Origin of the sequence: Paraburkholderia sp. J67 (assembly GCF_905220265.1) — a bacterium.
Taxonomy (GTDB): Bacteria; Pseudomonadota; Gammaproteobacteria; order Burkholderiales; family Burkholderiaceae; genus Paraburkholderia.
Map to the genome: position 1 here is coordinate 287530 of NZ_CAJMZK010000007.1, position 22786 is coordinate 310315.

Sequence of the window (22786 nt, forward strand, 5' to 3'; positions counted from 1 at the left end):
CATGTGCGGGTCTTGCGGGCGTCAGGGCCGCGCGCCAACACCACGCGTTGCACCGTGTACCCGTTTTGTTGTTGGAGAAAGGGGGCGCGCAGAGGCCGTGCACGCGCAAGATCGCGATTGTCGACGCAGGCGGGAGGGGAATTAAGACGATGCGCGCGAAAGTACCTTTCCTGAAACAGGTACTAATCGCGCGAAGGGAGGGCCAGGAAACGCGTTGCCTGGCCGGGGATATTAGCGGGGATTCGCTGGCTGGGCGTGCAACGCCGCCAGCAACGCGATCAGTCGATCGACATGCGCTTCCTGGGTGCGCCACGACGATACGCTGATGCGGAAAGCGGGTCGCCCTTGCCACACTGTCGCGCCGAACCACACTTCTCCGCAGGCCTGCGCGGCCTCGCGGATCGCCACGGTCTGCGCATCGCTTTGCGCGCGCACCAGCACCTGGTTGAGCACGACTCGATTCAGCACCTCGTAGCCCTCGTCACGCAAACCCTGCCCGATGCGCGCGGCCAGCGCGCAATGACGTTCGACCATTTCGGCCACGCCCGCGCGACCCAAAGTGCGCAATGCCGCCCACACCGGCAGCCCGCGCGGACGGCGCGAGAACTCCAGATTCAGGTTCTTCTGCGCATCGTGCGATGCCGTCGAATACACGGCATCGGCGTTCATTGCAGCGGCAAGCGCGGAGGCATCGCGGCAGATCGTCATCGCGCCGTCGTACGGCGTGTTGAGCCATTTGTGCGCGTCGGCGGTCCAGCTGTCCGCATGTTCGACGCCCTCGGTCAGGGCCGATTTCGCCGATGCACGCGCCCACAGGCCGAACGCGCCATCCACATGGACCCATGCGCCCGCAGCCTTCGCGCGCGGAATGATCGCGGCGAACGGGTCGAACTCGCCGGTGTTCACTTCGCCCGCCTGCACGCAGAGTATCGTCATGTCGTCGAGCGCGGGCAGACGAGCGGCATCGATGCGCCCGCAACTATCTACGGGCGCAACGATTAGACGGTTCATGCCGAAGCCAAGCACACGCAACGCTTTTTTCACGGTGATATGCACCAGTTCGGAGATCACCACCTTGACCTCGGGCGCGCCGATCAAACCGTCGTTGTCGAAGTCCCAGCCTTTGCGCGCGAGCAAAGCGCGGCGCGCGGCGGCAATTGCAACGAGCGTGCAAGCCGTGGCGCTGGTGCCGAAGCCCACGGCGCTCTCGCGCGGCAGGCCCAGCGCCTCGACCACCCAGCGCCCCGCGACACGCTCGACGGTGGCCGCAGCCGGCGAGTTATCGAAAGTAGACGCGCACTGGTCCCACGCCAGCATCAAGCGTTCAGCCGCAGCAGCAGCGGGCAACGCCGCGCCAATCACGAAGCCGTAGTAGTTCGGGCCATTCGACGCGGTGGTGGCGGGCGAACCTGCTTCGTCGAGCAAGCGCAATGTGTCGGCCGGCGGCGCGCCGACATCGGGCAGTGCTTCGTCGAAGGCCGCGAGACCGGCCAATGCGGCGGCGTCGGGAAACACGCGGCGCTGCGCCACCGAAGCCAGATAGCGATGGGCGCGCTGATCCGCGTCCGCCAGTAGTGCGAGTTCATCCATGCTGGGCCTTTCAGAGTTGTGAAAGTTCGCGGCTGAGCTTTTTGAGCTCGGCGTCGATACGCTTGTAGTAAGTGAACTTGCCGACCCGCGTGGCGCGCACGAGTCCGGCGTCGGCGAGGATGCGCATATGGCGCGTGGTGGTCGCGGGCGCGATGCCCAGCTTGTCCGTGATGAAGGTGCAGCACACGCCCAGTTCGTCGATATTGCCGTGCGGCTGGACCGGGAAATGGCGGCGCGGCGCCTTCAGCCAGCGCATGATGGCGAGGCGGCTTTCATTGGCAAGCGCGCTGATACGGCTGATGTCGTCCATCTAGCAATCTCCATTTTTCATTTTGAAGTTTAGCTAAATGACGAAACGTGTGCAAATGGGTCTACAGACATCGTTGACCTGCATCACGCAATCATGAATGCGACGATATGACCGGGATTTGCCCAGAAGCCCCACGGCACCCGTGGCATAATCGCGGCTTCCTTACCGCCGTTTTTTCCTTGCATCGTGCGCCGGTTTCATCTCAGGCTGGTCAGTCTATTAGGGACGCTTGCGATCCTGATGACGACGCTCGCCCCGGTGATCTCGCACCTGCTTGCGGCGCAGACCACGCCTTCCGCCTCGTTGCTCACGATGTCGGCGCATTGCGATATGCCGTCGATGCAGCACGTGCAGGGCGCCCATCAAACAAGCGGCAACACACACGCCAGCAATAGCGACCTGCAGGACTGCGGCTACTGTAACCTGCTGGCCCATCTGCCCGTGATGCCCGGCGTGCCCGTGTCGCTCGCGCTCGCCACGCGCCTCGTGCATGCGCGCGTCGCCGCCCGCTTCGAGCGCCTTGCGCGCGTCGAGCCGCTGACCTTCGCGCTCGCGCGCGCCCCGCCCCTGGTTTGACCTGATCGTGCCCGTGTTCGCGACGATGCGCCCTTGCGTGTCGCCGCGTGTCTGCACGCGCGTCATGTCGATGCGCGCACCTTCATTGCACCAGGACGCTTCATGTCTGAGCGCTTCACGTCTGACCTTTTCCCGCGCACGGCCGCTTCGCTCGCGTGCGCCCTGCTTTGTTCGCTTGCTTGTTCGTTGATCGTCGCACCGCGTGCGGCCCAGGCCCACGCGATTGCGGGCGACCGCGTCTTTCCGGCGACGATGGCCGTGGACGACCCCGGCGTCGGCGACGAGGCCGATCTTCAATACGGCCACGTCCGCGTGCCCGGCGACGCCGGCGACCAGAGCATCAACTCGTTCGATTTCGAGTACGACAAACTCCTCACGTCGCGCCTCGCGCTTTCCGTCGACGGCGGCTACGTGATGCAGAACAACCCGACCGCGCGCGGTTTCGACACCTTCGGCGTCGGCCTCAAGTACCTGCTCTACGTGAACGACGCGCACGAGTTCATGACCTCGGTGGGCGTGGATGCCGAACTCGGCGGCACCGGCAGCCGCGCGATCGCCGACAACTTTTCAACCCTGTCGCCCACGCTCTACGCGGGCAAGGGCATGGGCGATCTGCCCGACTCGCTCGCGTGGTTGCGCCCGATCGCCATCACCGGCGCGCTGGGGCCGTCGCTCACGACCGGCGCGGGCCAGCCCAACGCTTTCAACTACGGCTTCACCTTCCAGTACAGCCTGCCGTATCTACAACAGCATGTGCATGATCTCGGCCTGCCGCAGCCGTTCTCGAACCTGATCCCGCTCGTGGAAGTGCCGCTCTCGCGCAGCCAGGGGCAGACGACCGGCACGATCAATCCAGGCTTCATCTGGATCAACCGTTACGGTCAACTGGGCATCGAGGCGCAGATTCCGGTCAATCGCGCCAGCGGCTCGCACGTGGGCATCCTCGTGCAGACGCACATCTTTTTCGACGACGTGGCGCCGAACTCCATCGGCAAACCGCTGTTCCAATAATCGCTCTCAAGGAGAACCCGAAATGAAATTTGCCGCTATTCGCCTGGCCGCCGCCGCACTCGCGCTCGGCGCCGCGCAACTCGCCTGGGCCCATGCCTACCCGACCCACCAGGAGCCGGCCGCCGGCGCGAACGTGACGAGCGCGCAGAACGCCGTGACGATCGACTTCGACGATGCGCTCGAACCGGCCTTCAGTTCGATCGACGTCGTCGATAAGGCGGGCAAGTCGGTGATCCGCGAAAAGGCGGCCGTCGATGCGAACAACAAGAAGCGCATGTCGGTGCCGCTCGATACGCTGAGCGCGGGCCAGTACAAGGTCACGTGGATCGCCGTGGCCGCGGACGGCCATCGCACGACGGGGCACTACAGCTTCACGGTGCACTGAGGCACCTTTGAGCACGTCCGGGCACGGTCGCATCCGGCGCGCGGGCAGCGATGCTAAGCTTGCCCGCACCCTGAACTCGCCGCTGCTCACCATGTCCATCAAGAAGCGCCTGTTGTGCATCGCCGTAGCGGCGCTCGTCGCCATGCCGCTGGCCGCCTTCGCTCTCGTCAAGCCGCTGCGTGTGATCGCGCCGACGCTCGTGCCCGGCATCCTCTGCATCAAGGACACGCTCTGCACCGACAACCCGGCCCGCTTCGACGCCGCGCGCACGCTCTATCGCGAGGGCTATGCGACGGCACGCGACGCGCTCGGGCCGTTCCGCGACGCGCCGCGCGTGGTGTTCTGCTCGACCGCGGCCTGCGCGCAGGCGTTCGGCCTTGGCGCGCAGGCGGCGCAAACCGTGGGCGACTTCGGCGTGATCGTCGCGCCGCGCGGCTGGAAGTCGTTCTATCTGGCGCACGAGCTGATTCACTACCGGCAGGCCGAAGTGCTCGGCAATCTCGCGGTCGCGACCCAACCCCGCTGGCTGATCGAAGGCATGGCGTATTCGCTGAGCGGCGATCCACGCCATCCGCTCACCGAGCCCTTCGAGGCATGGCGCGCGCAATTCGACGCGTGGCATGCTGGTATCGGCTCGCAGGATTTGTGGACGGCGGCACGCAGCATTCACTGAAGCATGTGGAGTCGTGTCGTTTGTAGTTTTTACACGCGCGCGGAGACATCATGACCCCATCCGAACAGATCGACGCCCTGATCGCCGGTATCGCCGACTGGCGAGCCGATACGTTTGCCAACGTTCGCAAGACGATTCTCGCGGCGGACAAGGACATCGTCGAGGAATGGAAGTGGATGGGCAGCCCCGTCTGGTCGCGCGACGGCATCATCGCCGTGGCGAACGCGCACAAGGGCAAGGTGAAGCTGACCTTCCAGTACGGCGCGAGCCTGCCGGACCCGGAGGGTCTCTTCAATGCGGGGCTGGAGGGCAACGCGCGGCGGGCGATCGACTTCTTCGAAGGCGACAAGGTCAATGCGCGCGCACTCAAGGCGCTGATTCGCGCCGCCATCGAATTCAATCAGCTCAAGAAGGCGAAGAAGGCGCCCGCCAAAACCGCCGCAAAGCCGCGTGCGAAAGCGGGCGCCTGAGTTACCTCAAGTCACCTTAAGTCACATCATGCGAGGTCCGTCACCGCACGGATCGGAATGACCGTGCGCGCGCCCAAGGTGCGCATCAGATCGCGCAGTTCGTTGATGACCGGGAAGACCTCATGGTTCCAGTCGGCGCCCTGCTGGTCGTGCGCGGCCTGTTCGAGCTCGACAATGGCGCGATCCTCCGCGAAGATGCGCTCCGTGAACCACACCAGCAGGGGCCAGGCGGCGTCGAGCAAAAACGGCACGGAAGGCCGCCGGATCGACAGCATCCCGAAGGTGCGGTTCGTGCGCTGCTGCGCGTCGAGCGGCACATAGACGATCCACAGGTCCATCACGAGTGTGTCGTCGCCCGAACGGATCTGTAGCGTCTGATACGGGTATTGCGTACGGATGGTCATCACGTCGCTCTTGTCCTCGCGCTGCTTGCCCGCGCCGAACACCAGCGCCTCGCCCCTGGGCTGCTTGCCCTCCATACGTTTGAAGGTGTAGTCCACCTCGATCCAGCCGTCGCCGCGCCGGCGGCCCAGCGAGCGCGCGCGCATCTGGCCCATCTGGCGGCGGTGCAGGAACTGGTGGTTCATGTCCATCAGGTTCTCGTGCATGAACGAGTAGTGGCACTTGACCGCGCGCCCGAAGCGGCGCGTCTTGTACGCCTTGTTTTCCGCCGAGGCGAGCGACGGCACCGGGCGCTCTTCGGCCAGCGCGGCATCGCCGGGAAACACGAAGATCATGCCGTGCGCCTCGCGGCACGGGTAGGCGCGCACGCCGTTGGGCAGGCGCTCGCGGCCAAGATACGGCACGTCGACGCACTGGCCGGAGCAGTCGTAGGTCCAGCCGTGATAGCCGCAGCGCAGCGACTCGCCGTCGACCACGCCCTTGTGCAGCGGCACCTGGCGGTGCGCGCAGCGGTCCTCCAGCGCGAACACCTTGCCCGATTGCGTGCGCACCAGCACGATCGGATCGCCCGCGAAATGCACGCCCAGCGCCTTGCCAGCCTTGAGTTCCCGCGACCAGGCGAGCGGATACCAGTAATCGGGATGAATAGGCACGCGGCGAAGATCGCGCACCGGGGCTTCGCTGGTGGAGCCGTCTAGATAAGGCATTGCACGCATGCGTGATGTCTCCTTGCAGAACGGACGCCCGCCGCCGACGAGCCTCCAGCCTTTCGGCCACGCGGCGGCTCCTGCCATGCATGGTACTGGAATGCCATGGCCTTCGCTGGCGGCTCTGGGCGCCGCAAATCTTTTTGTGTAGCAATATGAGTGCCCGCACCCCTAACGCGTGGCGCGGATGGTCATTTCGTTGTTGCACCGGATATCGTAACGCGTTGCGTCACGCCTTCCTCGCGGGCTCGGGTTGGGACATACCCGTAAGCGACCACCCGGCGGATTCGGCAGACTTTTCCCGCTGGCGCGGCGGCGCTATCAGGCGTCTGCATGACGGCGCCCACATTTTCTGATCGCCTGGCCTCGCACATTATTTCGCATACCGAATCATTTACAGAAGTATCGATGATGACGTGTGCATCCCCTGCTTCGCGCTTCAACAGCCATCCAACTGTCACATCGAATCATCGTGCATATTTTCAAGATCATGCTGTGCGCATAGCAGCTATGCTCGACCGCTCAAGCGCCTCTTGATTTTCGTTGTGGGCGGCGCACAATGAGCGCGCAATAGTCGTTGCGTCGTCAGCAAACACCCAGAGAGGACTGAATGAAAATTCCAGAAGGTCTCAAGAAGGTGGTGAATCTGGTGATCGTGGACGAGTCGGCTTCGTCCGCTGAATCGCCCACGCCCGAGGCCGAAAGCCATTCGACAGCCAGCGCCACGCGCACGGCTCAAGACACTCAACCCGCGTCGGCGGGGCAACCCGGCGCTGCAAGCGGACTCGATGTCGCCGACCTCGAAAAGCGCATCGACACGCTCATTCAGGACAATCCGGCCTATGCGCCCTACCGCGCCTTCGCCGAGATGAGCCAGTCGATCGCCGCAGCCGTGCCGGACGAGCAGCAGCGCTATCGCGCGGCGCTGCTGGGCGTGAAGACCAACCTCGACACGCTGCTTGGCGCCGTCAATTCCCACGCCGACGTGCTCGCCAAGGAGCAGCAACACTTCGCTAGCGCCTTCGTCACGCGCTCCGAAGCGGAGATCGCCTCGCTGCGCGAACAGGAGACGCGCCTGAACGACGAGATCGGCGCACTCGCCCGCCAGCTTGCTGAGAAAAACGCGCAGAAGGATGAGGTGAGCAAGTCCATCACCAGCAAGACGGCGGGACTGGCGAAGGCCAAGATCGACTTCGAGTCGGTGCGCTCGACGCTCGTGCAGAAATATGACGGCATCGTGAAGAAGCTTCAGGGCTATCTTGGAGAATCGGCACATGGCTAACGATATCGTCACAACCGGCATCAAGAAGCGCGTGCGCTCGTTCTGGGATACGAAGGAAGGCGGCGTCGGCATGGTGGTGGGCGTGGCGGCGCTCGGCGGCCTCGTCTGGGGCGCGGGCAAGGTCATGCCTTATATCGCGAGGCTGATGGAGAACACGGCCGCGGCGGTCTTTTTCGGCGCGATTGCCGTGGGTCTCGTCTACGTGCTGGTATTCGACTCCACGCTGCGCAGCCGCCTCTGGCTCGCCTATCAGTTGCTCATGAAAGGGCTCACCTATTCGATCATCAAATACGATCCGGCGGCCACGGAGCGCATCCTCTCCAAGGAAATCGCCAAGATGATCGACGAGGCCTCCGACGCGCGTGTCAAAGGCGGCGGGCGCGTCGAAGCCGTGCGCCGAACCATCGAGGAGTTCAAGGAAGAGCAGGAGCAACTCAAGCGCGAAGCGCTGGCGATGGCGCGCAAGAATCGTCCGCAGGAAGAGATCAATTCGCACGCGCGTCGCATTGGCCAGCTCGATGCCGCGATCCAGCGCACCGGCAAGGTCTACGACGAACTGAACGCGACCTACAACAATCTGGTGGAAGCCGAAAACGCCTTCCGGCGCATGCAGGACGAAGCCGAATTCAAGATCCGCCTCAAGGTCAAGGAATACGAGGCCGTGAATTCGATGACCGAAGCCTGGCGCGGCTTTCGGCGTGCGTTCAGCCGCACGACCACGGTCAACGAGTTGCGCGACATGCTGGTCGACTACATCAACGATGACACCGCCGCAAAAATGGGCGAAATGCGCGCGTATGTGCAGGACAGCGTGAAGGTGATCGACGCGGTGGAGATCCGCGACGACGCCGATACCGAACGCGGCCTGCAACTGCTCGCCGACCTCAACAGCCGGCAGATCGACTTCACGCCTGCCGCGCGCCTGACCGAACCGGGGCATGCTGCGTCTGCGAAGGGGCAAACACCGACGCCCGGCCCGATCGATTACACCCGCTACAAAAACTAAGGAGTCCACTCATGCAGTTGACCACTGGTGCGAAGCGCTTCCTCGGCCTCGTCGCAAGTGTCGCGATCGTCTACGGCGCGTACTATGCCTGGCAACATGGCCTGATCGGCAAGCATGGCGACACGCAGCCCGGGGCCGCGCTCGACGTCGGCAATAGCTCGCAATCCACGCCTGCCGCCCCGCAATCGGCGCAGACCGCCGTGCCGCAGCCTGTGGCGCCGCAACCGATTCCCGCCAGCTTCACGCCCAACGCGGACACGCGGCAGCAGATCCTGCAAAACCACGTCGTGCGCATTTCGGTAGAGAACCCGAGCGAGCCGATCTATGGCGAAACCAACGGTACGCCCCACGGCTTCAACTACGAGTTCGCCAAGCTGTTGTTCGGCGAACCCGAATTCAGCGCCAACGGGCCTATCACCATCGACACGCATCACGAAGTGAGCGCCTACAAGGATGTACCGCGCCAGTTGCTGACGACCGACAACGGCACGCCAACCGTAGACATCGCGATGGACGGCCTGACCTTCCCCGACAACACGCCCGCAGGCGTGCTCTACACGAATCCGTATCTGGACGACTTCGGCTATGCGCTGATCGTGCAGAAGGGTTCGGCGATCCATTCGGCGGCGGACCTCGCAGGCAAGACCGTGGGCGTTCTGCAAGGCGACCCCGACGTGAAGGCCTTCGTCACGCGCCAGTTCCCGAACACGCAGTTCGTCGAAGTCAACGACGCCGACGACCAGTTCATCACCAAGGCCATCGACGGGCATCAGGTCGACGCGTTCATTTACGACTACCCGTTCGCCGTCGAATCCATCAAGGGCAGCGATCTCAAGTTCGCGCAGACCAAACTCGATGGATCGTCGATCAGCTACAAGATTGGCGTGCGTGCGAACGACCAGAATCTGCTGGTGTATCTGAACAGCGCAATCGGCCGCGTGAAGCAATCGCCCGCGTATCTGGACCTGCTGCGCAAATACTTCCGCAGCGATCAGGCCGATGTGATCGCGGCCGGTCATGGTGAGCACACCTATGCAGTGCGGCGCGGCGACACGCTCAACACCATCGCCGCCGCGCAACTGGGCGCCGGCGCGCGCTATCGGGACATCCAGCGCCGCAACAACCTGCCGAACCCGAATCTGATTCTGGTCGGCGAACAACTCATCATTCCGGTGCGTTAATACCTGCTTTCGAGCACCGCCCGAAAGACAACGGGGCTATGCGCAGACTGCCGCGCATAGCCCCGTTTTTCATACCGTGGCGCTTGACGTGCCGATCAGAACACCTTGATCGGCATGTTGATCACGAGGCGGTATTCCATGTTGCTCGCGTCCGAGTAGTACTTCGAGCCGTGGTGCCACATGGCGATGAAGGTGACCTTCGTGTCCTTGAAGCGGCCGCTTTGCAGCGTGTACGACGGCACGAAACCGAATTCGTGGTGCGTGCCGTGCACGGGCTGGCCGTCCTTCCAGTACAGGTCGTGCAGCGGGCTCGACGTCGACGCGTTGATCTGCGCTTCGGCCGACGCATCCGCGCCCCAGCCGGTCAGATACCAGAACATCGCCTTCACGCCGGGCAGCCCCGCGTACTTGCCGTCGAACGTATAACGCGCCTGGAACGATTGCTCGTGCGGTGCGTTGTAGTCCACGTCCATCGAGTTCACGAGATAGATGCCGTTGGTCTCGTTCAGGTAATCGAAGAACTGGTTGCCGATGATGTGCTGGTAGCCGAACAGGATCGAGTGCGGGCCGTGCTGCGCCGAAATCGAGAAACTGATCGCGTTGTTGTTGATCTCGCCTTCCTTCGAATCGCCCGTATTGTGCGTCGAATAGACGTTGCCGAAGCCGGTCCACTTGATCGTCGAAGGATCGCCGATGCTCTGCTCAACCGACCCGTAGTACTGGCGCCAGACGTCATCGGCCTGATCGGCGTAGAGCGAGAGCGTACCGCCCTTGGCGTAGTCCCACGTACCGCCCACGTAGCTCAGGCGGTCGATACGCACACCGCCGTACGAGCTCGTGAGGTTGCTCAGGTTGGTGTGACCGCGATCGTTGGCGCGCGTGAAGCTGCCGCCTTCGAGCATCACATCCGTCACGTCCTTGCTCACGACCGACAAGCCGAGGAAGGTCGGCGGCAGCGAACGATTGTCGTGCGGCTCCATGAACGGGTTGACGACCTGCTGAAGACCGTACTTGACCACCGTGTCCGAGATGCGCGCCTTCACGTCGTACATGCCGGGATAGGCCCACGCGAGCTGGTTGGAACCGCCGCCATCCTTGCCGACGTGCACCATGTTGCCCGCGCCCGCGCCGCCGTCGAGCTTGAGCGCGCCGAACAGCGAGGCATCCACGCCCAGGCCGATCAGCCCTTGCGTGAAGCCCGATTCATAGTTGACCTGCGCCGATTGAATCCACGCGTGACGATGCGGACCACCCTGCATGTCGAGCTGGTCCGCGTAGTTGCGCAGATTGATGGTGAGGTGGCTGTCGCCGATAAAACCATTGCTGCGCGCCTGGCTCGATTGGGCCTGCGGCGCGTTATTCGCCACCGTCACGCGGTTCGCGCTCTGGTCGGGCGAGCCTGCCGCCAGCAGCAGCGCGCCGTTCTGGGCTTGACCTTGTGCGGACGCCCCATTCGCGGGCGGCACATTGGCCTGCGCCACCACGATCGTGCCGTTCTGCGCGGTTGCCTGCGCCTTCTTGTCGACGGCCTTCGCATCCGCCTGCGGGGTAATCGCCTGCGCTTGCAGGGTCGCCGCCTGTGGGGTGTCATCGGCCCAGGCCTGCGCGCTCACGCCAAGCGGCAAGCCCAATGCGGCCAGCATGATCGTCGATGTCGCCTTGTTTTTCCTGCGATCTGTTTTCATCATTTTGTCTTCACGTCGTTATATGCTGGATCGTCGGGCGGTGTACCCTCCGATCCCCTAGGCCGCCGGCGGTAGCGCGGCGGCCAAATTCCACGGCGTAGCGGTCAGCCACGCCGCGAAATGCGGTTGCGGCGCGAGTGTTGTCCCCGCGTCGCCTGTTCTTCTCTCAGGTCCTGGCCAGTGACGGCCTCAAGCAGTGGCGCCCAGCAGCGCCGACGCCTCCCAGCACGCGACTTCGCCACGCAACGCAGCGCCCGATCCGATCGAGCGCAGCGCTGGCTTCTCGCTCGCGCAACGCTGCGTGGCTTTCGGACAGCGCGTGTGAAATGCGCAGCCCGAAGGCGGATTGAGCGGCGAAGGCATGTCGCCCGCGAGCAGCGGCACACGGCGCGCGCGCGCCGCGTCGGGATCGGCCAGCGGCACGGCCGCGAGCAGCGCCTGCGTATAGGGATGACGCGGCGCGTCATAGACGGTCTCGCGCGAACCCAGCTCCATCACGCGGCCCAGATACATCACCATCACGCGATGACTGATCGCCTTCACGACCGCGAGATCGTGCGCGACGAACAGCAGCGAAAGCGATAGCTCGCGTTGCAGGTCGCGCAGCAGATTGACGATCTGCGCCTGGATCGAGACATCGAGCGCCGAAACGGGCTCGTCGCAGATCACGAGACGCGGCTCGCCGATCAGCGCGCGCGCGATGCCGACACGCTGGCACTGACCGCCCGAGAATTCGTGGGCGCGACGCGGCAGATGCTGCGCATTGAGGCCGACACGCTCGATCATCGCGAGCACGCGGCGCTCGATCTCGGTACGCCCGAGTCCCGGCGCATGCGTCTTCAGCGGCTCCGCGACGATCTCGCCGATACTCATGCGCGGGTCGAGCGATGCCAGGGGGTCCTGAAAGATCATCTGCACGTCGCGGCGCAGCGTGCTCAGGTCGCGGCGTGCGCCCCGCACGGTTTCCTTGCCGCGCCAGTTCACGCTGCCCGAGGTCACGGGCGCAAGGCCGATCAGCGCACGCGCGAGCGTGGACTTGCCGCAGCCCGACTCGCCGACGAGACCCAGCGTTTCGCCACGGCGCACGTCGAACGAGACGCCGTCGAGCGCGCGCAACTGGGCCTTCTGCCACGGCCAGCCGCCCTTCGCGACGCGAAACTGGACCTTGAGGTCACGCACGCTCAGCAAGGTCTCATCCGCGTTTTTGTCAGCATGGGCCTGCGCATTGGCGACGATTTGTGCGGTCGGGTTCATGCAGGCACTCCGTAAAGCGATTCGACGGGCAGATGGCAGGCGCGTACGCGCTCGCCAATCGTTTCGAGCGTGGGCCTCGCCTCATGGCAACGCGCCATCGCGCTTGCGCAACGCGGCGCGAATGCGCAACCCGCGCCGATCCGGCCAGGCATCGGCGGATTGCCGGGGATCGTCTGCATCGGCTGATCCAGCGGCATATCGAGGCGCGGCAGCGCGCCCAGCAAACCCGTGGTGTACGGATGCAACGGTCGACCGAACAACTCGCGCACGCTCGCGCGCTCCACCGTGCGGCCCGCGTACATCACCATCGCGTCGTCGCACAACTCCGCCACCACGCCCATGTCGTGCGTGATGAGCACGATGGCCGTGCCGTTTTCGCGGTTCAGTTCGCGCAGCAATTCGATGATCTGCGCCTGGACGGTCACGTCGAGCGCCGTCGTCGGTTCGTCGGCGATCAGGACGTCCGGCTCCATCATCAGCGCGGCGGCGATCAGCACGCGCTGGCGCATGCCGCCCGAAAACTCATGCGGATACATGCCGATGCGGCGCGCCGCGTCGGGAATGCGCACGCGCTCCAGCGCCTCGATGGCGAGCTTGCGCGCCTCGCGGCGCGACGCGCCACGGTGCAGCTCCAGCGTCTCGGTCATCTGCCGCTCGATCGTGAGGAACGGATTGAGCGAGGTCATCGGGTCCTGGAACACCATGCCGATGCGGCTGCCGCGAATGCGGTTGAGCGCGGCGGGCTTCATCGTCAGCAGGTTCTCGCCGCGATAGAGCGCCTCGCCGCTCGCGCGGCCGTTGCCCGCGAGCAGGCCGAGCAGCGCCATCACGGTCTGGCTCTTGCCCGAGCCCGATTCGCCGACGATGCCGAGCGTCGCGCCCGCTTCGAGCGAAAACGACACCTTGTCGACCACGGTGACGCTCGGTGCGTCGGCGCCGCCATCGCGCCGCGCGAACGTCACGCTCAGGTCCTTGACTTCCAGCAGGGCCATGTCAGCGCTCCTTCGGGTCGAATGCGTCGCGCAGGCCATCGCCCACGAAGTTCACGCAGTAAAGCGTCGCGCACAGCATCAGCGCGGGACACAGCAGCAGCCAGGGCATCGCTTCGAGCTTCTGCGCGCCGTCTTCGATCAGCACGCCCCAGCTCGTCATCGGTTCCTGCACGCCAAGGCCGAGGAACGACAGCACGGACTCGGTGAGGATGATGTTGGGCACGGTGACGGTCGCATAGACGGCGACGATGCCCGCGAGATTCGGCACGATATGACGCGCGATGATGACGGCGGGCCGCACGCCGATGGCGCGCGCCGCGTCGATGAATTCACGCGTGCGCAGCGAGAGCGTCTGGCCGCGCACCACGCGCGCCATGTCGAGCCACGAAAACGCGCTGATCGTCAGCACGACGAGATAGAACGCGCGTCCGAACAGCGTCATCATGAGGATCGCGATCAGCATGTAGGGGATCGCGTACATCATGTCGACGATGCGCATCATCGTGGCGTCCACGCGCCCGCCGAGGTAGCCCGAGGTCGCGCCGTAGGCGACGCCGAACAGCGCCGTCACGAGCGTGCCGAGCAGACCGACTTCGAGCGACACGCGCCCGCCCACGAGCGTGCGGGCCAGCAGGTCGCGGCCGAGTTCGTCGGTGCCGAACCAGTGTGTGCCCTGCAAGGTGGGAGCGAGGCTGATGGCGGACCAGTCGCTGTCGGCCGGGGCGTTCGGCAGCAGCAGCGGACCGACGAAGCACGCGAGCGCGATCAGCAACAGGATCACGAGGCTCGCGAGCGCCGCGCGGTGGCGCAGGAAGCGCGCGAGCGCGGGCGGCATGCGGCGCGCAGCGCCACCCGCCGCCTGTGCGGCCTGCGCCGCAGAGGAGGATTGGCTATTCATGATGGGACGGACCTGGATCAGTAGCGAATGCGCGGATCGAGCCACGCGTAAGCGAGGTCGACGAGCAGGTTGAACAGGACGGCCACGACCGTTGTGAGAACAACGAGTCCGAGCACCAGCGTGTAATCGCGATTGATCGCGCCGTTCACGATGAGCTGGCCGAGGCCCGGCAGGGCGAACACCGATTCGGTCACGACCGCCGCCGTGATCGACGAAATGCACACGGAACCGAGCAACGAGACCACCGGCATGAGCGCGGGCCGCAGCGCATGGCGCAGGACGATGGTGCGGTTGGGCAGGCCCTTGGCGCGCGCCGTGCGGATGAAGTTGCCCGAGAGCACTTCGATCAGGCTGCCACGCATCACCCGCGCGATCGACGCCATGTTGATGATCACCAGCAGCGCGACGGGCAGCACGCGATAGGACCAGGCGCCGTCTCCCCAGCCGCCCGCGGGCAGCCAGCTTTGGCCCGCACTGGTCTTGAGCAGGACCGCGAAGATCCAGACCAGCACGGGCCCCAGCACGAAGGGCGGCACGACGTTGCCCAGATTGCCGAGCAGCATGACGAAGTGATCGACGAGGCTGTTGCGGCGCACGGCGGCCAGCGTGCCGAGCGCTACGCCGAGCACCAGTGCGATCGGCACCGAAATCCCGCCAATGCCCAAACTCACCGGCAGCGCGCGGCGCACGAGATCGTTGACCGACCAGTCGGTGTAGCGCAGCGACGGCCCGAGATCGCCGTGCAGCAGCGCGCCCAGGTAGTCCAGATACTGCTTCCAGAGCGGCTCGTCGAGGTGGTACTTCGCGTTGAGGTTGGCGAGCACCTCCGCCGAGAGCTTCTTGTCGGAGTCGAACGGACCACCGGGCGTGAGGTGCAGCAGCAGATAGCAGACGGTGATGACGGAGAGCACCGTCGGCACCGCCCACATCACGCGGCGTAGCGTATAAGCCAGCATGGTGTGCCCCGCGTGCTCAGTGACGGATGATGTACATGTCCTGCGACGCGCGCTGGTCCACGTAGTTGGTCGCCGAATAGCCGCCCACGTAAGGCTTCACGAGACGATCCGCCGAATACTGGAAGAGCGGGATCATCGGATAGTCGTTCATCGCCGTCGTGTGGGCCTGGGTCAGCAGTTGCTCGCGCTTCGTGTCGTCGAGCTGGCTGTTGGCCTGCTGCACGAGCGCATCGACCTTCGGATTGCAGTAGTGGTCGTCGTTCTGCACGCCGCCGCAGCGCAGCAGGTCGAAGTACGACATGGCGTCGTTGTAGTCCACGAACCAGCCGTCGCGCGAGGCCTGCACCTTGCCTTCGTGACGCTCCTTGAGCAGCACCTTGTATTCGACGTTTTCGAGCTTCACATTCACGCCGAGCTTGGTGCGCCATTCGGTCGTGGCGAACAGTGCGACCTTCTTGTGCAGATCGCTGGTGTTATAGGTGAGCGTGAAGGTAAGCGGCTTCGCATCCGAATAACCCGCCGCCTTGAGCAGACCGCGTGCGTAATCGACACGCTTGCTCATCGGCCATGCGGCCCATTCCGGCGTGAACGGCAGCGCACCCTTGGTGCCCTTGACGATCAGGCCGTAAGCCGGCTGCTCGCCCGCCTGGGTGAGCTTCGAGGTCAACAGGTCGCGGTCGATCACCATCGAGAGCGCCTGACGCACGCGCGGATCGTGGAACGCCGGATCGTTGTTATCCAATGCGTAGTAGTACGTGGCAATCTGCACACCGGCCTTCAGGTCCGGGGCGAACTGATGCGAGATCTGGCCGAACAGGCCCGAGGGAATCGAATAGGTCAGATCGAACTGGCCCGCCTGATACATGCGCATGGCGGTTTCGTCGCTTTCCACCGGCATCCACGTCACTTTGGTGACAGGCACCTGCGCGGCGTTCCAGTAGTGCGGGTCCTTCGTCACGACGAGGCGGTTGTTCGGCTGCCAGTCGGCGAGCTGATACGCGCCGTTGCTGACGAGATTGCCGGGGCGCGTCCAGGCATCGCCGAATTTGGCGATCGTTGCGCGATCAACGGGCACGAGGGTCGACATCGCGGCCACTTCGGGGAAGAACGCCACCGGCTCTTCGGTCTTCACTTCCAGCGTGTAGGGGTCGATGGCGCGCACGGCCAGTGCCGAAGGCGGCATCTTGCCCGCGATCACGGCGCGCGCGTTCTTCACGAACTCCACCAGGATGGTGTACTGCGAGCCGGTTTTCGGATCGACCACGCGCTGCCAGGCGTAGACGAAATCGCCGGCGGTGACGGGATGGCCGTCGCTCCACTTTGCGTCGTGGCGCAGATGGAATTGCCACGTATCGGGCGCCGTGCGCGTCCATGCGCTGGCGACGCCAGGCACGACCGCGCCCTGCGCGTCGATGCGCGTGAGGCCTTCGAACAGATCGAGGCCGATGGAGTTGGCGGTGGCGGATTCGATATGAGCCGGATCGAGCGACTCGACTTCGGCAGGGACCTGGCGGGTCAACTCCTGGCTTGCGGCCAGGGTGACACCGTGGGGAATGGCGACTGCGGATGCGACGTTTGCCTGGGTAAGGGCGAGCGCAACCAGCGCCGCCGTCAGAACGGACGTTTTTTTCATTATCTTGGGATGGGTATTTGTCTTATTCGAATGAAACCGACGGCGCGCGGCCCGCACGTCGTCTTAAGCCGGAACGGCCAGCGTCATATTCGCGCTGGCAGCAGTTGAGGGTTCTTCATTTCGTCATCCTTACAATTACACACAGGGAAACATTCGATGCCTCGAATGTTCCGGCTATTCCCCGCTTAAAACAGCCGTGGCGTCCCAACCCAGACGACCACCGCTTCCTTGCTGCCATTGTTGCCCCAGCTATGCGGCACCGTGGACTGATAATGTGCCGAGTCTCCTGCCTGGAGCACAAACGACTTGCCTTCCAGTGCCAGCGTCAACTCACCGTCGATCACGTAGAGAAACTCCTCCCCTGCGTGCGTGGTGACTTCCGCGCGCGTCTTGCCCACCGGCAGGCGCACGAGGATCGATTCGAGCTGGCGTCCTCCGGCGGAATTCGTGAGTCGGGCGAACAGGTTCGCCGAATGCGCGAAGCCGAAAAATTCGAGCTGATCACCCCGCTTGACCGAACGTTCCTCCGATGGCGTTTCGACGAAATACTGCATCGTCACACCCAACGCCCGCGCAATACCCGAGAGCGAGGTCAACGACGGCGAAGCCAGACCGCGCTCCACTTGTGACAGAAACGGCTTCGAAATACCCGCCGCCGTGGCCGTCTGGTCGAGCGTCTGACTCAGCCGCTGGCGCAGTGCGCGGATCTTTTCGCCGAGCGCCAACGCAGCCGGGTCCTGCTTTCCACTTGAAGAAACCATATCAGGAACGTAAATTGTCGTCAAAAATTGTTTGATATAAGTAAATCTCGTTTGATACCCTTGCGCCTTGCCGAAATTTCCCTTATAGGATCCGGCACCAAAACAGTGCGTCAGCGAGATCCGCGCCGTCACTGTGATGGACGATCAGACAAATATGAAATTGTAAACCTGGTATCTGCGCGATCCGCAGACTCACCTAGGAGGAGATATGACATCACCTGGCGCCATAAGCGCCGTCCTGACCAGCGGCACAACTCCGGCGTGAGTTGCGGCCCGCTTCCCATTCGCACGCAACCCGCGTGTCATCGCCACTATCGCAGCAAATTTGCAGCAAATTGAGGTCACAATGAATTCATCGGTTTCACGGACGAGATCCTTCTCGACGGTTTTCCTGATCGAGATGTGGGAGCGCTTTGGCTATTACGGCATGGCGGCGCTGCTCGTCCTCTTCATGGTCGAGCGGCTGGGCTTTAACGAAGAGCACGCCACGCTCACCTGGGGCGCGTTCGCTGCGCTCGTCTATGCGTCGCCCTCGATTGGGGGCTGGATCGGCGATCGCGTGCTGGGCTCGCGCCGCTCGATGGTGCTGGGCGCGGCCATTCTGTTCGCGGGCTATTTCATGCTCGCACTGCCTAACGATCATCTCGGCCATCTGTACGCTTCGCTCGGCGTGATCGTGGTCGGCAACGGTCTCTTCAAGTCGAACGCGGCCAATCTCGTGCGCCGCATTTATGAAGGCGACGAGTCGCGTATCGACGCGGCGTTCACGATCTATTACATGGCGGTCAATATCGGCTCGACGGTGTCGATGCTGCTCACGCCGTGGATCAAGGATCACTGGGGCTGGCATGCGGCCTTCGCGGTCTGCTGCGGCGGCATGCTGCTCGGTATCGCCAACTTCTTCCTGATGCAACGCACGCTCGCGCAGATCGGCTCGATTCCCGATGCGGAACCGATCCAGTGGAAGCGTCTCGCGTGGGTGCTCGCGGGCGGCGTCGTGCTGGGCGCGCTCACCATGTTCGTGCTGCAGGACAAGAAGCTCGCCGTGGCGTGCGTTTATACCGCTGGCGTGGCGATCCTCGCGATCTTCGGCTGGATGCTGATGACCTGCGAGCGCCAGGAGCGCTCGGGTCTCGTGGCCGCGCTGATCCTCGTGCTGCAGGTGATCCTGTTCTTCGTGTTCTATCAGCAGATGTCCACCTCGCTCACGCTGTTCGCGGTGCACAACGTCGATCCGGCCTTCCGCCTGTTCGGCACGACGCTGTTCAGCTGGAGCGCGGCGCAATTCCAGGCGCTCAACCCCATCTGGATCATGGTCATGAGCCCGATTCTCGCGACGATCTACTCGCGCCTCGCGAGCCGTGGCGGCGACGTGCCGGTTGCGGCCAAGTACGCGCTCGGCTTCGTCGTGGTGTCCGCGGGCTTCTTCGTCTACGCGGCGAGCGGCCGCTACGCCGTCGACGGCCGCGTGTCGTCGTGGTTCATGGTGGCGGGCTACGGCCTCTACTCGCTGGGTGAGCTGCTCGTGAGCGGCCTGGGCCTTGCGATGATCGCGCGCTACGTGCCGGCTCGCATGAGCGGCTTCATGATGGGCGCGTACTTCGTGGCCACCGGCGTGTCGCAATACCTGGGCAGCGTGGTCGCGACCTTCGCGAAGATGCCGCAAGGCAATCTCTCGCCGCTCGAATCGCTGCCGCTTTACACGAAGCTGTTCGATGGTCTGGGCTGGCTCGCCGCCGCGGGCGCCCTGCTCGCGATCCTGCTGCTGCCGCTGATGGGCCGCCTCTCGCGCGCGCATCAAGAACAAGCCGAACAAAGCGCCGTGGAAGGCGAACTCGCGACGAAGTAAGTCGTCAGCCTCCCCGCAACCGGCGATGCCTGCATCGCCGGTCGCCTCTCTTGACCGGGATCGTTGCCCGCGCATCGATCCCGGTCACAGCCCGCTCCTTCGCAAGCTAGAATCGGCAACGCTCTTTCATATAAGGAAACGACGCGATGCCCGATACGCCCCTCCCCAACACCCTTCCCGCCGATCTCGTCGCGCCCGTCGAGCGGCAACTCGTCGCCTATAACGCGCGCGATATCGACACTTTCATGGCCTGCTGGGCCGACGACGCCGAGTACTACGAGTTCCCCTCGCGCCTGCTCGCGAGCGGCGCACAGCAGATTCGCGCGCGTCATGTCACGCGCTTCGAAGAACCGCATCTGCATGGTCATCTGCTCCATCGGGGCGTGGTGGGCAATACCGTGATCGATCAGGAGCGCGTCACACGCGACTTTCCCGAAGGCGTGGGCGAAGTCGATGTGCTCGCCGTCTATGAGGTCGTCGACGGCAAGATCGCGAAGGCCTGGTTCAAGATGAGCGCGCCGCGCCTGCACAACACGAGTGCATAAAAGCACGATGGTTGTGCACGCAATCAAGTGGTCAGCCTTGCCCGATACTTCATCAAACAAGGCTTAAGTACCGCTTACGCGATGGCCGCCGTGTCGCTTTCAAGCAACGGCGGCAAATGTTCGCTCACGAACTCGATCCACGTGCGCACCTTCGCGTCCAGGTATTTGCGCGAAGGATAGATCGCGTAGATGTTGCGCACATCGAGCCGGTACTCGGGCAGTACGCGCGCAAGGCGCCCGGCCGCGAGTTCGCGCACGAAGGTCGAGACCGGCAGCACGCCCACGCCCATGCCGCATGCGATCGCCTCCGCCAGCGCCTCGGGCAGATTCACCGAAAACGGCATCTTCTGTGGCGCGAAAGTTTCCACGCCCGCGTCGCTCTCGAATACCCACGACTCCGATTCGCCCGAGGGCATCACGAGCTTGAGGCACGCATGCTGGTCGAGGTCCGCAAGCGTCTGCGGCATGCCGTGCCGGGCGAGATATTCCGGCGACGCGCACATGACGTTAAAGATGCTGCCGAGCGTGCGCGAGACATAGTTCGACTCTTTCAGCGACTGCGCCAGCACGATGGAAATGTCGAGCCCTTCTTCGAGCAGGTCCGGCATACGTTGATGCAGCGTGAGATCCACTTCGACGAGCGGCTGCTGCTCCATGTAACGCGTGACGAGCGGTACCACATAGCGCGTGCCGAAGCCGCTCATCGAGTGAATACGCAGCCGCCCCGAGGGCACGAGCGTCGCGTTGCGGGCCTCGGATTCGGCCTGCTCCAGATCCTCGAGGATCAGGCGGCTGCGCGAGAGAAAGCGCTCGCCCGCTTCAGTGAGGGTGATCTTGCGCGTCGTGCGATTGAACAGGCGCGTGCGCAGATGCGCTTCGAGCTCGGACACCGCGCGCGAGGTATAGGCCGTGGTCGTGTTCAGCGCGTTGGCCGCCGCGGTGAAATTGCCCGCGTCCACGACACGTATGAAGACTCGCATGCTTTGGACGAGGTCCATGGGTCACCGCCGGAAGATCGAAGCTTCGTATGAAGGATGAAATAACGCGGGCGCGCCAACCGGCGCGCCCGCTCACGAAGCGAAGTATATCCCGGCGTCCACACGCCTCCGAGAGGATCGAAGGCGATCAGAAGCCTTCGAGCACGATCTTGCCGTGTGCGCGATTGGTCTCGATCAATTCATGGGCGCGGCGCAGATTCGCCGCGTTGATCGTGCCGAAGCGCTCGTTGAGCGTCGTGCGCAACACACCGTCGTCGATCAGGCGCGCGGCACGGCCGAGCAACTCGTGCTGGCGAATCTGATCCGCCGTGCCAAACATCGAACGCGTGAACATGAATTCCCAATGCAACGACACGCTCTTGCTCTTGAGCTTGCGGAAGTCGAATACCTCGGGGTCGTCGATCAACGCGAGACGCCCTTGCGGCTTGATCGAAGCGACGATCTCGTCGAAGTGATGATCCGTCTGGTTCAGGCTCGCGATGTACTCCACACCGTCGATCCCGATGCGCTTGAGTTCCTGCGAAAGCGGCTTCGTATGGTCGATCACATGATGCGCGCCCAGTTCGCTCACCCACTGCACGGTCTCGGGACGCGAGGCCGTGCCGATCACCGTGAGGCCGGTCAGTTGACGCGCCAGTTGCACGAGGATCGAGCCCACGCCGCCCGCCGCGCCGATCACGAGCAGCGCCTTGCCGCTTGCGTCCTTCCCTTCGGGCACGCCAAGGCGATCGAACAACAACTCCCACGCGGTGATGGTGGTGAGCGGCAATGCTGCGGCCTGTGCGAAGTCCAGCGTCGCGGGCATCGGGCCCGCGATGCGTTCGTCCACCAGATGCAGCTCGCTATTGGTGCCCGGGCGCACGAGCGAACCGGCGTACCAGACCTTGTCGCCCGGCTTGAAGAGGGTCACCTGCGGGCCGACGGCGCGCACCACGCCGCTCGCGTCCCAACCCAGCACCTTGGCCTGACCGTCCTCGGGCGCCATGCGCGCACGCACCTTCGCATCTACAGGGTTGACGGAGACCGCGCGGACTTCGACGAGCAGATCGTGGGCGCCCGGCGTCGGCTCGGGCAGTTCCAGATCGATCAGCGAGTCGGGGTCGGTGATCGGCAGGCTGCGGTGGTAACCAATCGCTTTCATCATGTAGCTCCAGTTATATCGGCAAGAAAAAGCACGGCGAATCAGCGAAACGTCGACGGGACATCAAGAGCCATGCAGCGGTTCGAAGTGAATCAGTTCGGGGTCCGCCGCGAAGTACGGCCAGAGCATGCGCAAAAACGGCGGGAAATCGGCGTGCGCCATGAAGGCGCTTTGCGCATCGAGGCTGTCCCACTCGATCTCCAGCACGTAGCAGCCAGCGTCTTCGCATTGAGGACCGAGCCGGTGCCCACGATAGCCGCCCTGGTTCGCCAGGACACGGCTCGCCATCTGCCATACCGCCTCGAACGCCATCGCCCGCTCGGGCCGCAAATGAAAACGCGCGATTGCGATCAGCACCTTGCCCTCCGTCCCGTTCGCTGTTCGTCATGGGGGCATGATGAGCGAATTCGCGCGTCCAACCCAGCAGGCAGGCGCGCAATCAGTTTCAACGCAGGATTGAAAATGCGGCCGGGGAAGAGTC

23 protein-coding genes are annotated in these 22786 nt (G+C 64.1%); 10 read left to right on the forward strand and 13 right to left on the reverse strand.

The window, feature by feature from the left end; translation table 11 throughout:
* Window positions 1-231: 231 nt before the first annotated feature.
* Both U5782_RS16510 and U5782_RS16515 read right to left on the reverse strand, forming a co-directional pair.
* On the reverse strand, window positions 232-1590 hold the full coding sequence (locus tag U5782_RS16510; RefSeq protein WP_322044913.1) for a pyridoxal phosphate-dependent decarboxylase family protein: 1359 nt from the start codon (window positions 1588-1590) through the stop codon (window positions 232-234).
* 10 nt (window positions 1591-1600) lie between these two features.
* Entirely contained in the window at window positions 1601-1900 is a 300-nt protein-coding gene (locus tag U5782_RS16515) for a helix-turn-helix domain-containing protein (protein WP_322044914.1), read from the reverse strand.
* A 186-nt stretch (window positions 1901-2086) separates the two neighbouring features.
* Between U5782_RS16515 and U5782_RS16520 the strand changes: the two genes are divergently transcribed.
* The 5 genes from U5782_RS16520 to U5782_RS16540 all read left to right on the forward strand — a co-directional run bounded on the left by U5782_RS16520 (window position 2087) and on the right by U5782_RS16540 (window position 5015).
* Window positions 2087-2476 carry a DUF2946 domain-containing protein gene (locus tag U5782_RS16520; RefSeq protein WP_322044915.1) on the forward strand — a complete coding sequence of 130 codons (390 nt, stop codon included), beginning with the start codon at window positions 2087-2089 and terminating at the stop codon, window positions 2474-2476.
* 102 nt (window positions 2477-2578) lie between these two features.
* Window positions 2579-3487: a hypothetical protein gene (locus U5782_RS16525; RefSeq protein WP_322044916.1), complete on the forward strand. Its 909-nt coding sequence runs from the start codon at window positions 2579-2581 to the stop codon at window positions 3485-3487.
* 22 nt (window positions 3488-3509) lie between these two features.
* Complete coding sequence (copC, locus tag U5782_RS16530) at window positions 3510-3872, forward strand: copper homeostasis periplasmic binding protein CopC (protein ID WP_322044917.1); 363 nt, start codon at window positions 3510-3512, stop codon at window positions 3870-3872.
* 91 nt (window positions 3873-3963) lie between these two features.
* Entirely contained in the window at window positions 3964-4545 is a 582-nt protein-coding gene (locus U5782_RS16535; protein ID WP_322044918.1) for a hypothetical protein, read from the forward strand.
* 50 nt (window positions 4546-4595) lie between these two features.
* Complete coding sequence (locus U5782_RS16540; RefSeq protein WP_322044919.1) at window positions 4596-5015, forward strand: DUF1801 domain-containing protein; 420 nt, start codon at window positions 4596-4598, stop codon at window positions 5013-5015.
* Between the two features lie 26 nt (window positions 5016-5041).
* Here the strand turns inward: U5782_RS16540 and U5782_RS16545 are convergent, their stop codons facing one another.
* The gene (locus U5782_RS16545; RefSeq protein ID WP_322044920.1) at window positions 5042-6133 is read right to left on the reverse strand and encodes an aromatic ring-hydroxylating dioxygenase subunit alpha; all 1092 of its coding nucleotides are present in this window, start codon (window positions 6131-6133) and stop codon (window positions 5042-5044) included.
* Window positions 6134-6734: 601 nt separating this feature from the next.
* Here U5782_RS16545 and U5782_RS16550 point away from each other — a divergent pair.
* From U5782_RS16550 to U5782_RS16560, 3 genes are read left to right on the forward strand one after another with little or no spacing between them, the layout of a single operon-like run.
* Window positions 6735-7406 (forward strand): hypothetical protein, encoded by a 672-nt coding sequence (locus tag U5782_RS16550; protein ID WP_322044921.1) that lies wholly within the window; start codon window positions 6735-6737, stop codon window positions 7404-7406.
* Window positions 7399-8412 carry a hypothetical protein gene (locus tag U5782_RS16555; RefSeq protein WP_322044922.1) on the forward strand — a complete coding sequence of 338 codons (1014 nt, stop codon included), beginning with the start codon at window positions 7399-7401 and terminating at the stop codon, window positions 8410-8412. The genes U5782_RS16550 and U5782_RS16555 overlap by 8 nt, the downstream gene beginning before the upstream one ends.
* Window positions 8413-8423: 11 nt before the next feature.
* Window positions 8424-9593 (forward strand): LysM peptidoglycan-binding domain-containing protein, encoded by a 1170-nt coding sequence (locus U5782_RS16560; RefSeq protein WP_322044923.1) that lies wholly within the window; start codon window positions 8424-8426, stop codon window positions 9591-9593.
* 95 nt (window positions 9594-9688) lie between these two features.
* Here the strand turns inward: U5782_RS16560 and U5782_RS16565 are convergent, their stop codons facing one another.
* The 7 genes from U5782_RS16565 to U5782_RS16595 form a co-directional block, all read right to left on the reverse strand.
* Window positions 9689-11278 (reverse strand): OprD family outer membrane porin, encoded by a 1590-nt coding sequence (locus U5782_RS16565; protein WP_322044965.1) that lies wholly within the window; start codon window positions 11276-11278, stop codon window positions 9689-9691.
* A gap of 189 nt (window positions 11279-11467) precedes the next feature.
* A complete protein-coding gene (locus U5782_RS16570; RefSeq protein ID WP_322044924.1) occupies window positions 11468-12532 on the reverse strand; it encodes an oligopeptide/dipeptide ABC transporter ATP-binding protein in 1065 nt (354 codons plus the stop codon).
* Entirely contained in the window at window positions 12529-13524 is a 996-nt protein-coding gene (locus U5782_RS16575; protein WP_322044925.1) for an ABC transporter ATP-binding protein, read from the reverse strand. Before U5782_RS16575 ends, U5782_RS16570 begins: the two co-directional genes overlap by 4 nt.
* Window position 13525: 1 nt before the next feature.
* On the reverse strand, window positions 13526-14359 hold the full coding sequence (locus tag U5782_RS16580; RefSeq protein WP_322044966.1) for an ABC transporter permease: 834 nt from the start codon (window positions 14357-14359) through the stop codon (window positions 13526-13528).
* An 80-nt stretch (window positions 14360-14439) separates the two neighbouring features.
* Complete coding sequence (locus tag U5782_RS16585) at window positions 14440-15378, reverse strand: ABC transporter permease subunit (RefSeq protein ID WP_322044926.1); 939 nt, start codon at window positions 15376-15378, stop codon at window positions 14440-14442.
* A gap of 16 nt (window positions 15379-15394) precedes the next feature.
* Window positions 15395-17011, reverse strand: coding sequence for a peptide ABC transporter substrate-binding protein (locus tag U5782_RS16590; RefSeq protein WP_322044927.1), 1617 nt, complete (start codon window positions 17009-17011; stop codon window positions 15395-15397).
* Window positions 17012-17196: 185 nt separating this feature from the next.
* Window positions 17197-17772, reverse strand: coding sequence for a cupin domain-containing protein (locus U5782_RS16595; protein WP_322044967.1), 576 nt, complete (start codon window positions 17770-17772; stop codon window positions 17197-17199).
* A gap of 346 nt (window positions 17773-18118) precedes the next feature.
* On the opposite strand from U5782_RS16595, the gene U5782_RS16600 reads away from it, so the two are divergent.
* Entirely contained in the window at window positions 18119-19621 is a 1503-nt protein-coding gene (locus tag U5782_RS16600; protein ID WP_322044928.1) for an oligopeptide:H+ symporter, read from the forward strand.
* A 146-nt stretch (window positions 19622-19767) separates the two neighbouring features.
* Window positions 19768-20166, forward strand: a complete 399-nt coding sequence (locus tag U5782_RS16605) for a nuclear transport factor 2 family protein (protein WP_322044929.1) — start codon at window positions 19768-19770, stop codon at window positions 20164-20166.
* A 74-nt stretch (window positions 20167-20240) separates the two neighbouring features.
* Here U5782_RS16605 and U5782_RS16610 read toward each other — a convergent pair whose 3' ends face one another.
* The 3 genes from U5782_RS16610 to U5782_RS16620 all read right to left on the reverse strand — a co-directional run bounded on the left by U5782_RS16610 (window position 20241) and on the right by U5782_RS16620 (window position 22662).
* On the reverse strand, window positions 20241-21164 hold the full coding sequence (locus U5782_RS16610) for a LysR family transcriptional regulator (RefSeq protein WP_322044930.1): 924 nt from the start codon (window positions 21162-21164) through the stop codon (window positions 20241-20243).
* A gap of 127 nt (window positions 21165-21291) precedes the next feature.
* Window positions 21292-22305: a zinc-binding alcohol dehydrogenase family protein gene (locus U5782_RS16615; protein ID WP_322044968.1), complete on the reverse strand. Its 1014-nt coding sequence runs from the start codon at window positions 22303-22305 to the stop codon at window positions 21292-21294.
* 63 nt (window positions 22306-22368) lie between these two features.
* Entirely contained in the window at window positions 22369-22662 is a 294-nt protein-coding gene (locus U5782_RS16620) for an antibiotic biosynthesis monooxygenase (protein WP_322044931.1), read from the reverse strand.
* Window positions 22663-22786: the final 124 nt, after the last annotated feature.

Excerpts from the sequence above, each read along its gene's own strand:
- U5782_RS16510 (WP_322044913.1), bottom strand. The coding sequence starts at position 1,590 with ATGGATGAACTCGCACTACTGGCGGACGCGGATCAGCGCGCCCATCGC.
- U5782_RS16515 (WP_322044914.1), bottom strand. The coding sequence starts at position 1,900 with ATGGACGACATCAGCCGTATCAGCGCGCTTGCCAATGAAAGCCGCCTC.
- U5782_RS16525 (WP_322044916.1), top strand. The coding sequence starts at position 2,579 with ATGTCTGAGCGCTTCACGTCTGACCTTTTCCCGCGCACGGCCGCTTCG.
- copC (WP_322044917.1), top strand. The coding sequence starts at position 3,510 with ATGAAATTTGCCGCTATTCGCCTGGCCGCCGCCGCACTCGCGCTCGGC.
- U5782_RS16535 (WP_322044918.1), top strand. The coding sequence starts at position 3,964 with ATGTCCATCAAGAAGCGCCTGTTGTGCATCGCCGTAGCGGCGCTCGTC.
- U5782_RS16540 (WP_322044919.1), top strand. The coding sequence starts at position 4,596 with ATGACCCCATCCGAACAGATCGACGCCCTGATCGCCGGTATCGCCGAC.
- U5782_RS16545 (WP_322044920.1), bottom strand. The coding sequence starts at position 6,133 with ATGCGTGCAATGCCTTATCTAGACGGCTCCACCAGCGAAGCCCCGGTG.
- U5782_RS16550 (WP_322044921.1), top strand. The coding sequence starts at position 6,735 with ATGAAAATTCCAGAAGGTCTCAAGAAGGTGGTGAATCTGGTGATCGTG.
- U5782_RS16555 (WP_322044922.1), top strand. The coding sequence starts at position 7,399 with ATGGCTAACGATATCGTCACAACCGGCATCAAGAAGCGCGTGCGCTCG.
- U5782_RS16560 (WP_322044923.1), top strand. The coding sequence starts at position 8,424 with ATGCAGTTGACCACTGGTGCGAAGCGCTTCCTCGGCCTCGTCGCAAGT.
- U5782_RS16565 (WP_322044965.1), bottom strand. The coding sequence starts at position 11,278 with ATGAAAACAGATCGCAGGAAAAACAAGGCGACATCGACGATCATGCTG.
- U5782_RS16570 (WP_322044924.1), bottom strand. The coding sequence starts at position 12,532 with ATGAACCCGACCGCACAAATCGTCGCCAATGCGCAGGCCCATGCTGAC.
- U5782_RS16575 (WP_322044925.1), bottom strand. The coding sequence starts at position 13,524 with ATGGCCCTGCTGGAAGTCAAGGACCTGAGCGTGACGTTCGCGCGGCGC.
- U5782_RS16580 (WP_322044966.1), bottom strand. The coding sequence starts at position 14,359 with ATGCCGCCCGCGCTCGCGCGCTTCCTGCGCCACCGCGCGGCGCTCGCG.
- U5782_RS16585 (WP_322044926.1), bottom strand. The coding sequence starts at position 15,378 with ATGCTGGCTTATACGCTACGCCGCGTGATGTGGGCGGTGCCGACGGTG.
- U5782_RS16590 (WP_322044927.1), bottom strand. The coding sequence starts at position 17,011 with ATGAAAAAAACGTCCGTTCTGACGGCGGCGCTGGTTGCGCTCGCCCTT.
- U5782_RS16595 (WP_322044967.1), bottom strand. The coding sequence starts at position 17,772 with ATGGTTTCTTCAAGTGGAAAGCAGGACCCGGCTGCGTTGGCGCTCGGC.
- U5782_RS16600 (WP_322044928.1), top strand. The coding sequence starts at position 18,119 with ATGAATTCATCGGTTTCACGGACGAGATCCTTCTCGACGGTTTTCCTG.
- U5782_RS16605 (WP_322044929.1), top strand. The coding sequence starts at position 19,768 with ATGCCCGATACGCCCCTCCCCAACACCCTTCCCGCCGATCTCGTCGCG.
- U5782_RS16610 (WP_322044930.1), bottom strand. The coding sequence starts at position 21,164 with ATGGACCTCGTCCAAAGCATGCGAGTCTTCATACGTGTCGTGGACGCG.
- U5782_RS16615 (WP_322044968.1), bottom strand. The coding sequence starts at position 22,305 with ATGAAAGCGATTGGTTACCACCGCAGCCTGCCGATCACCGACCCCGAC.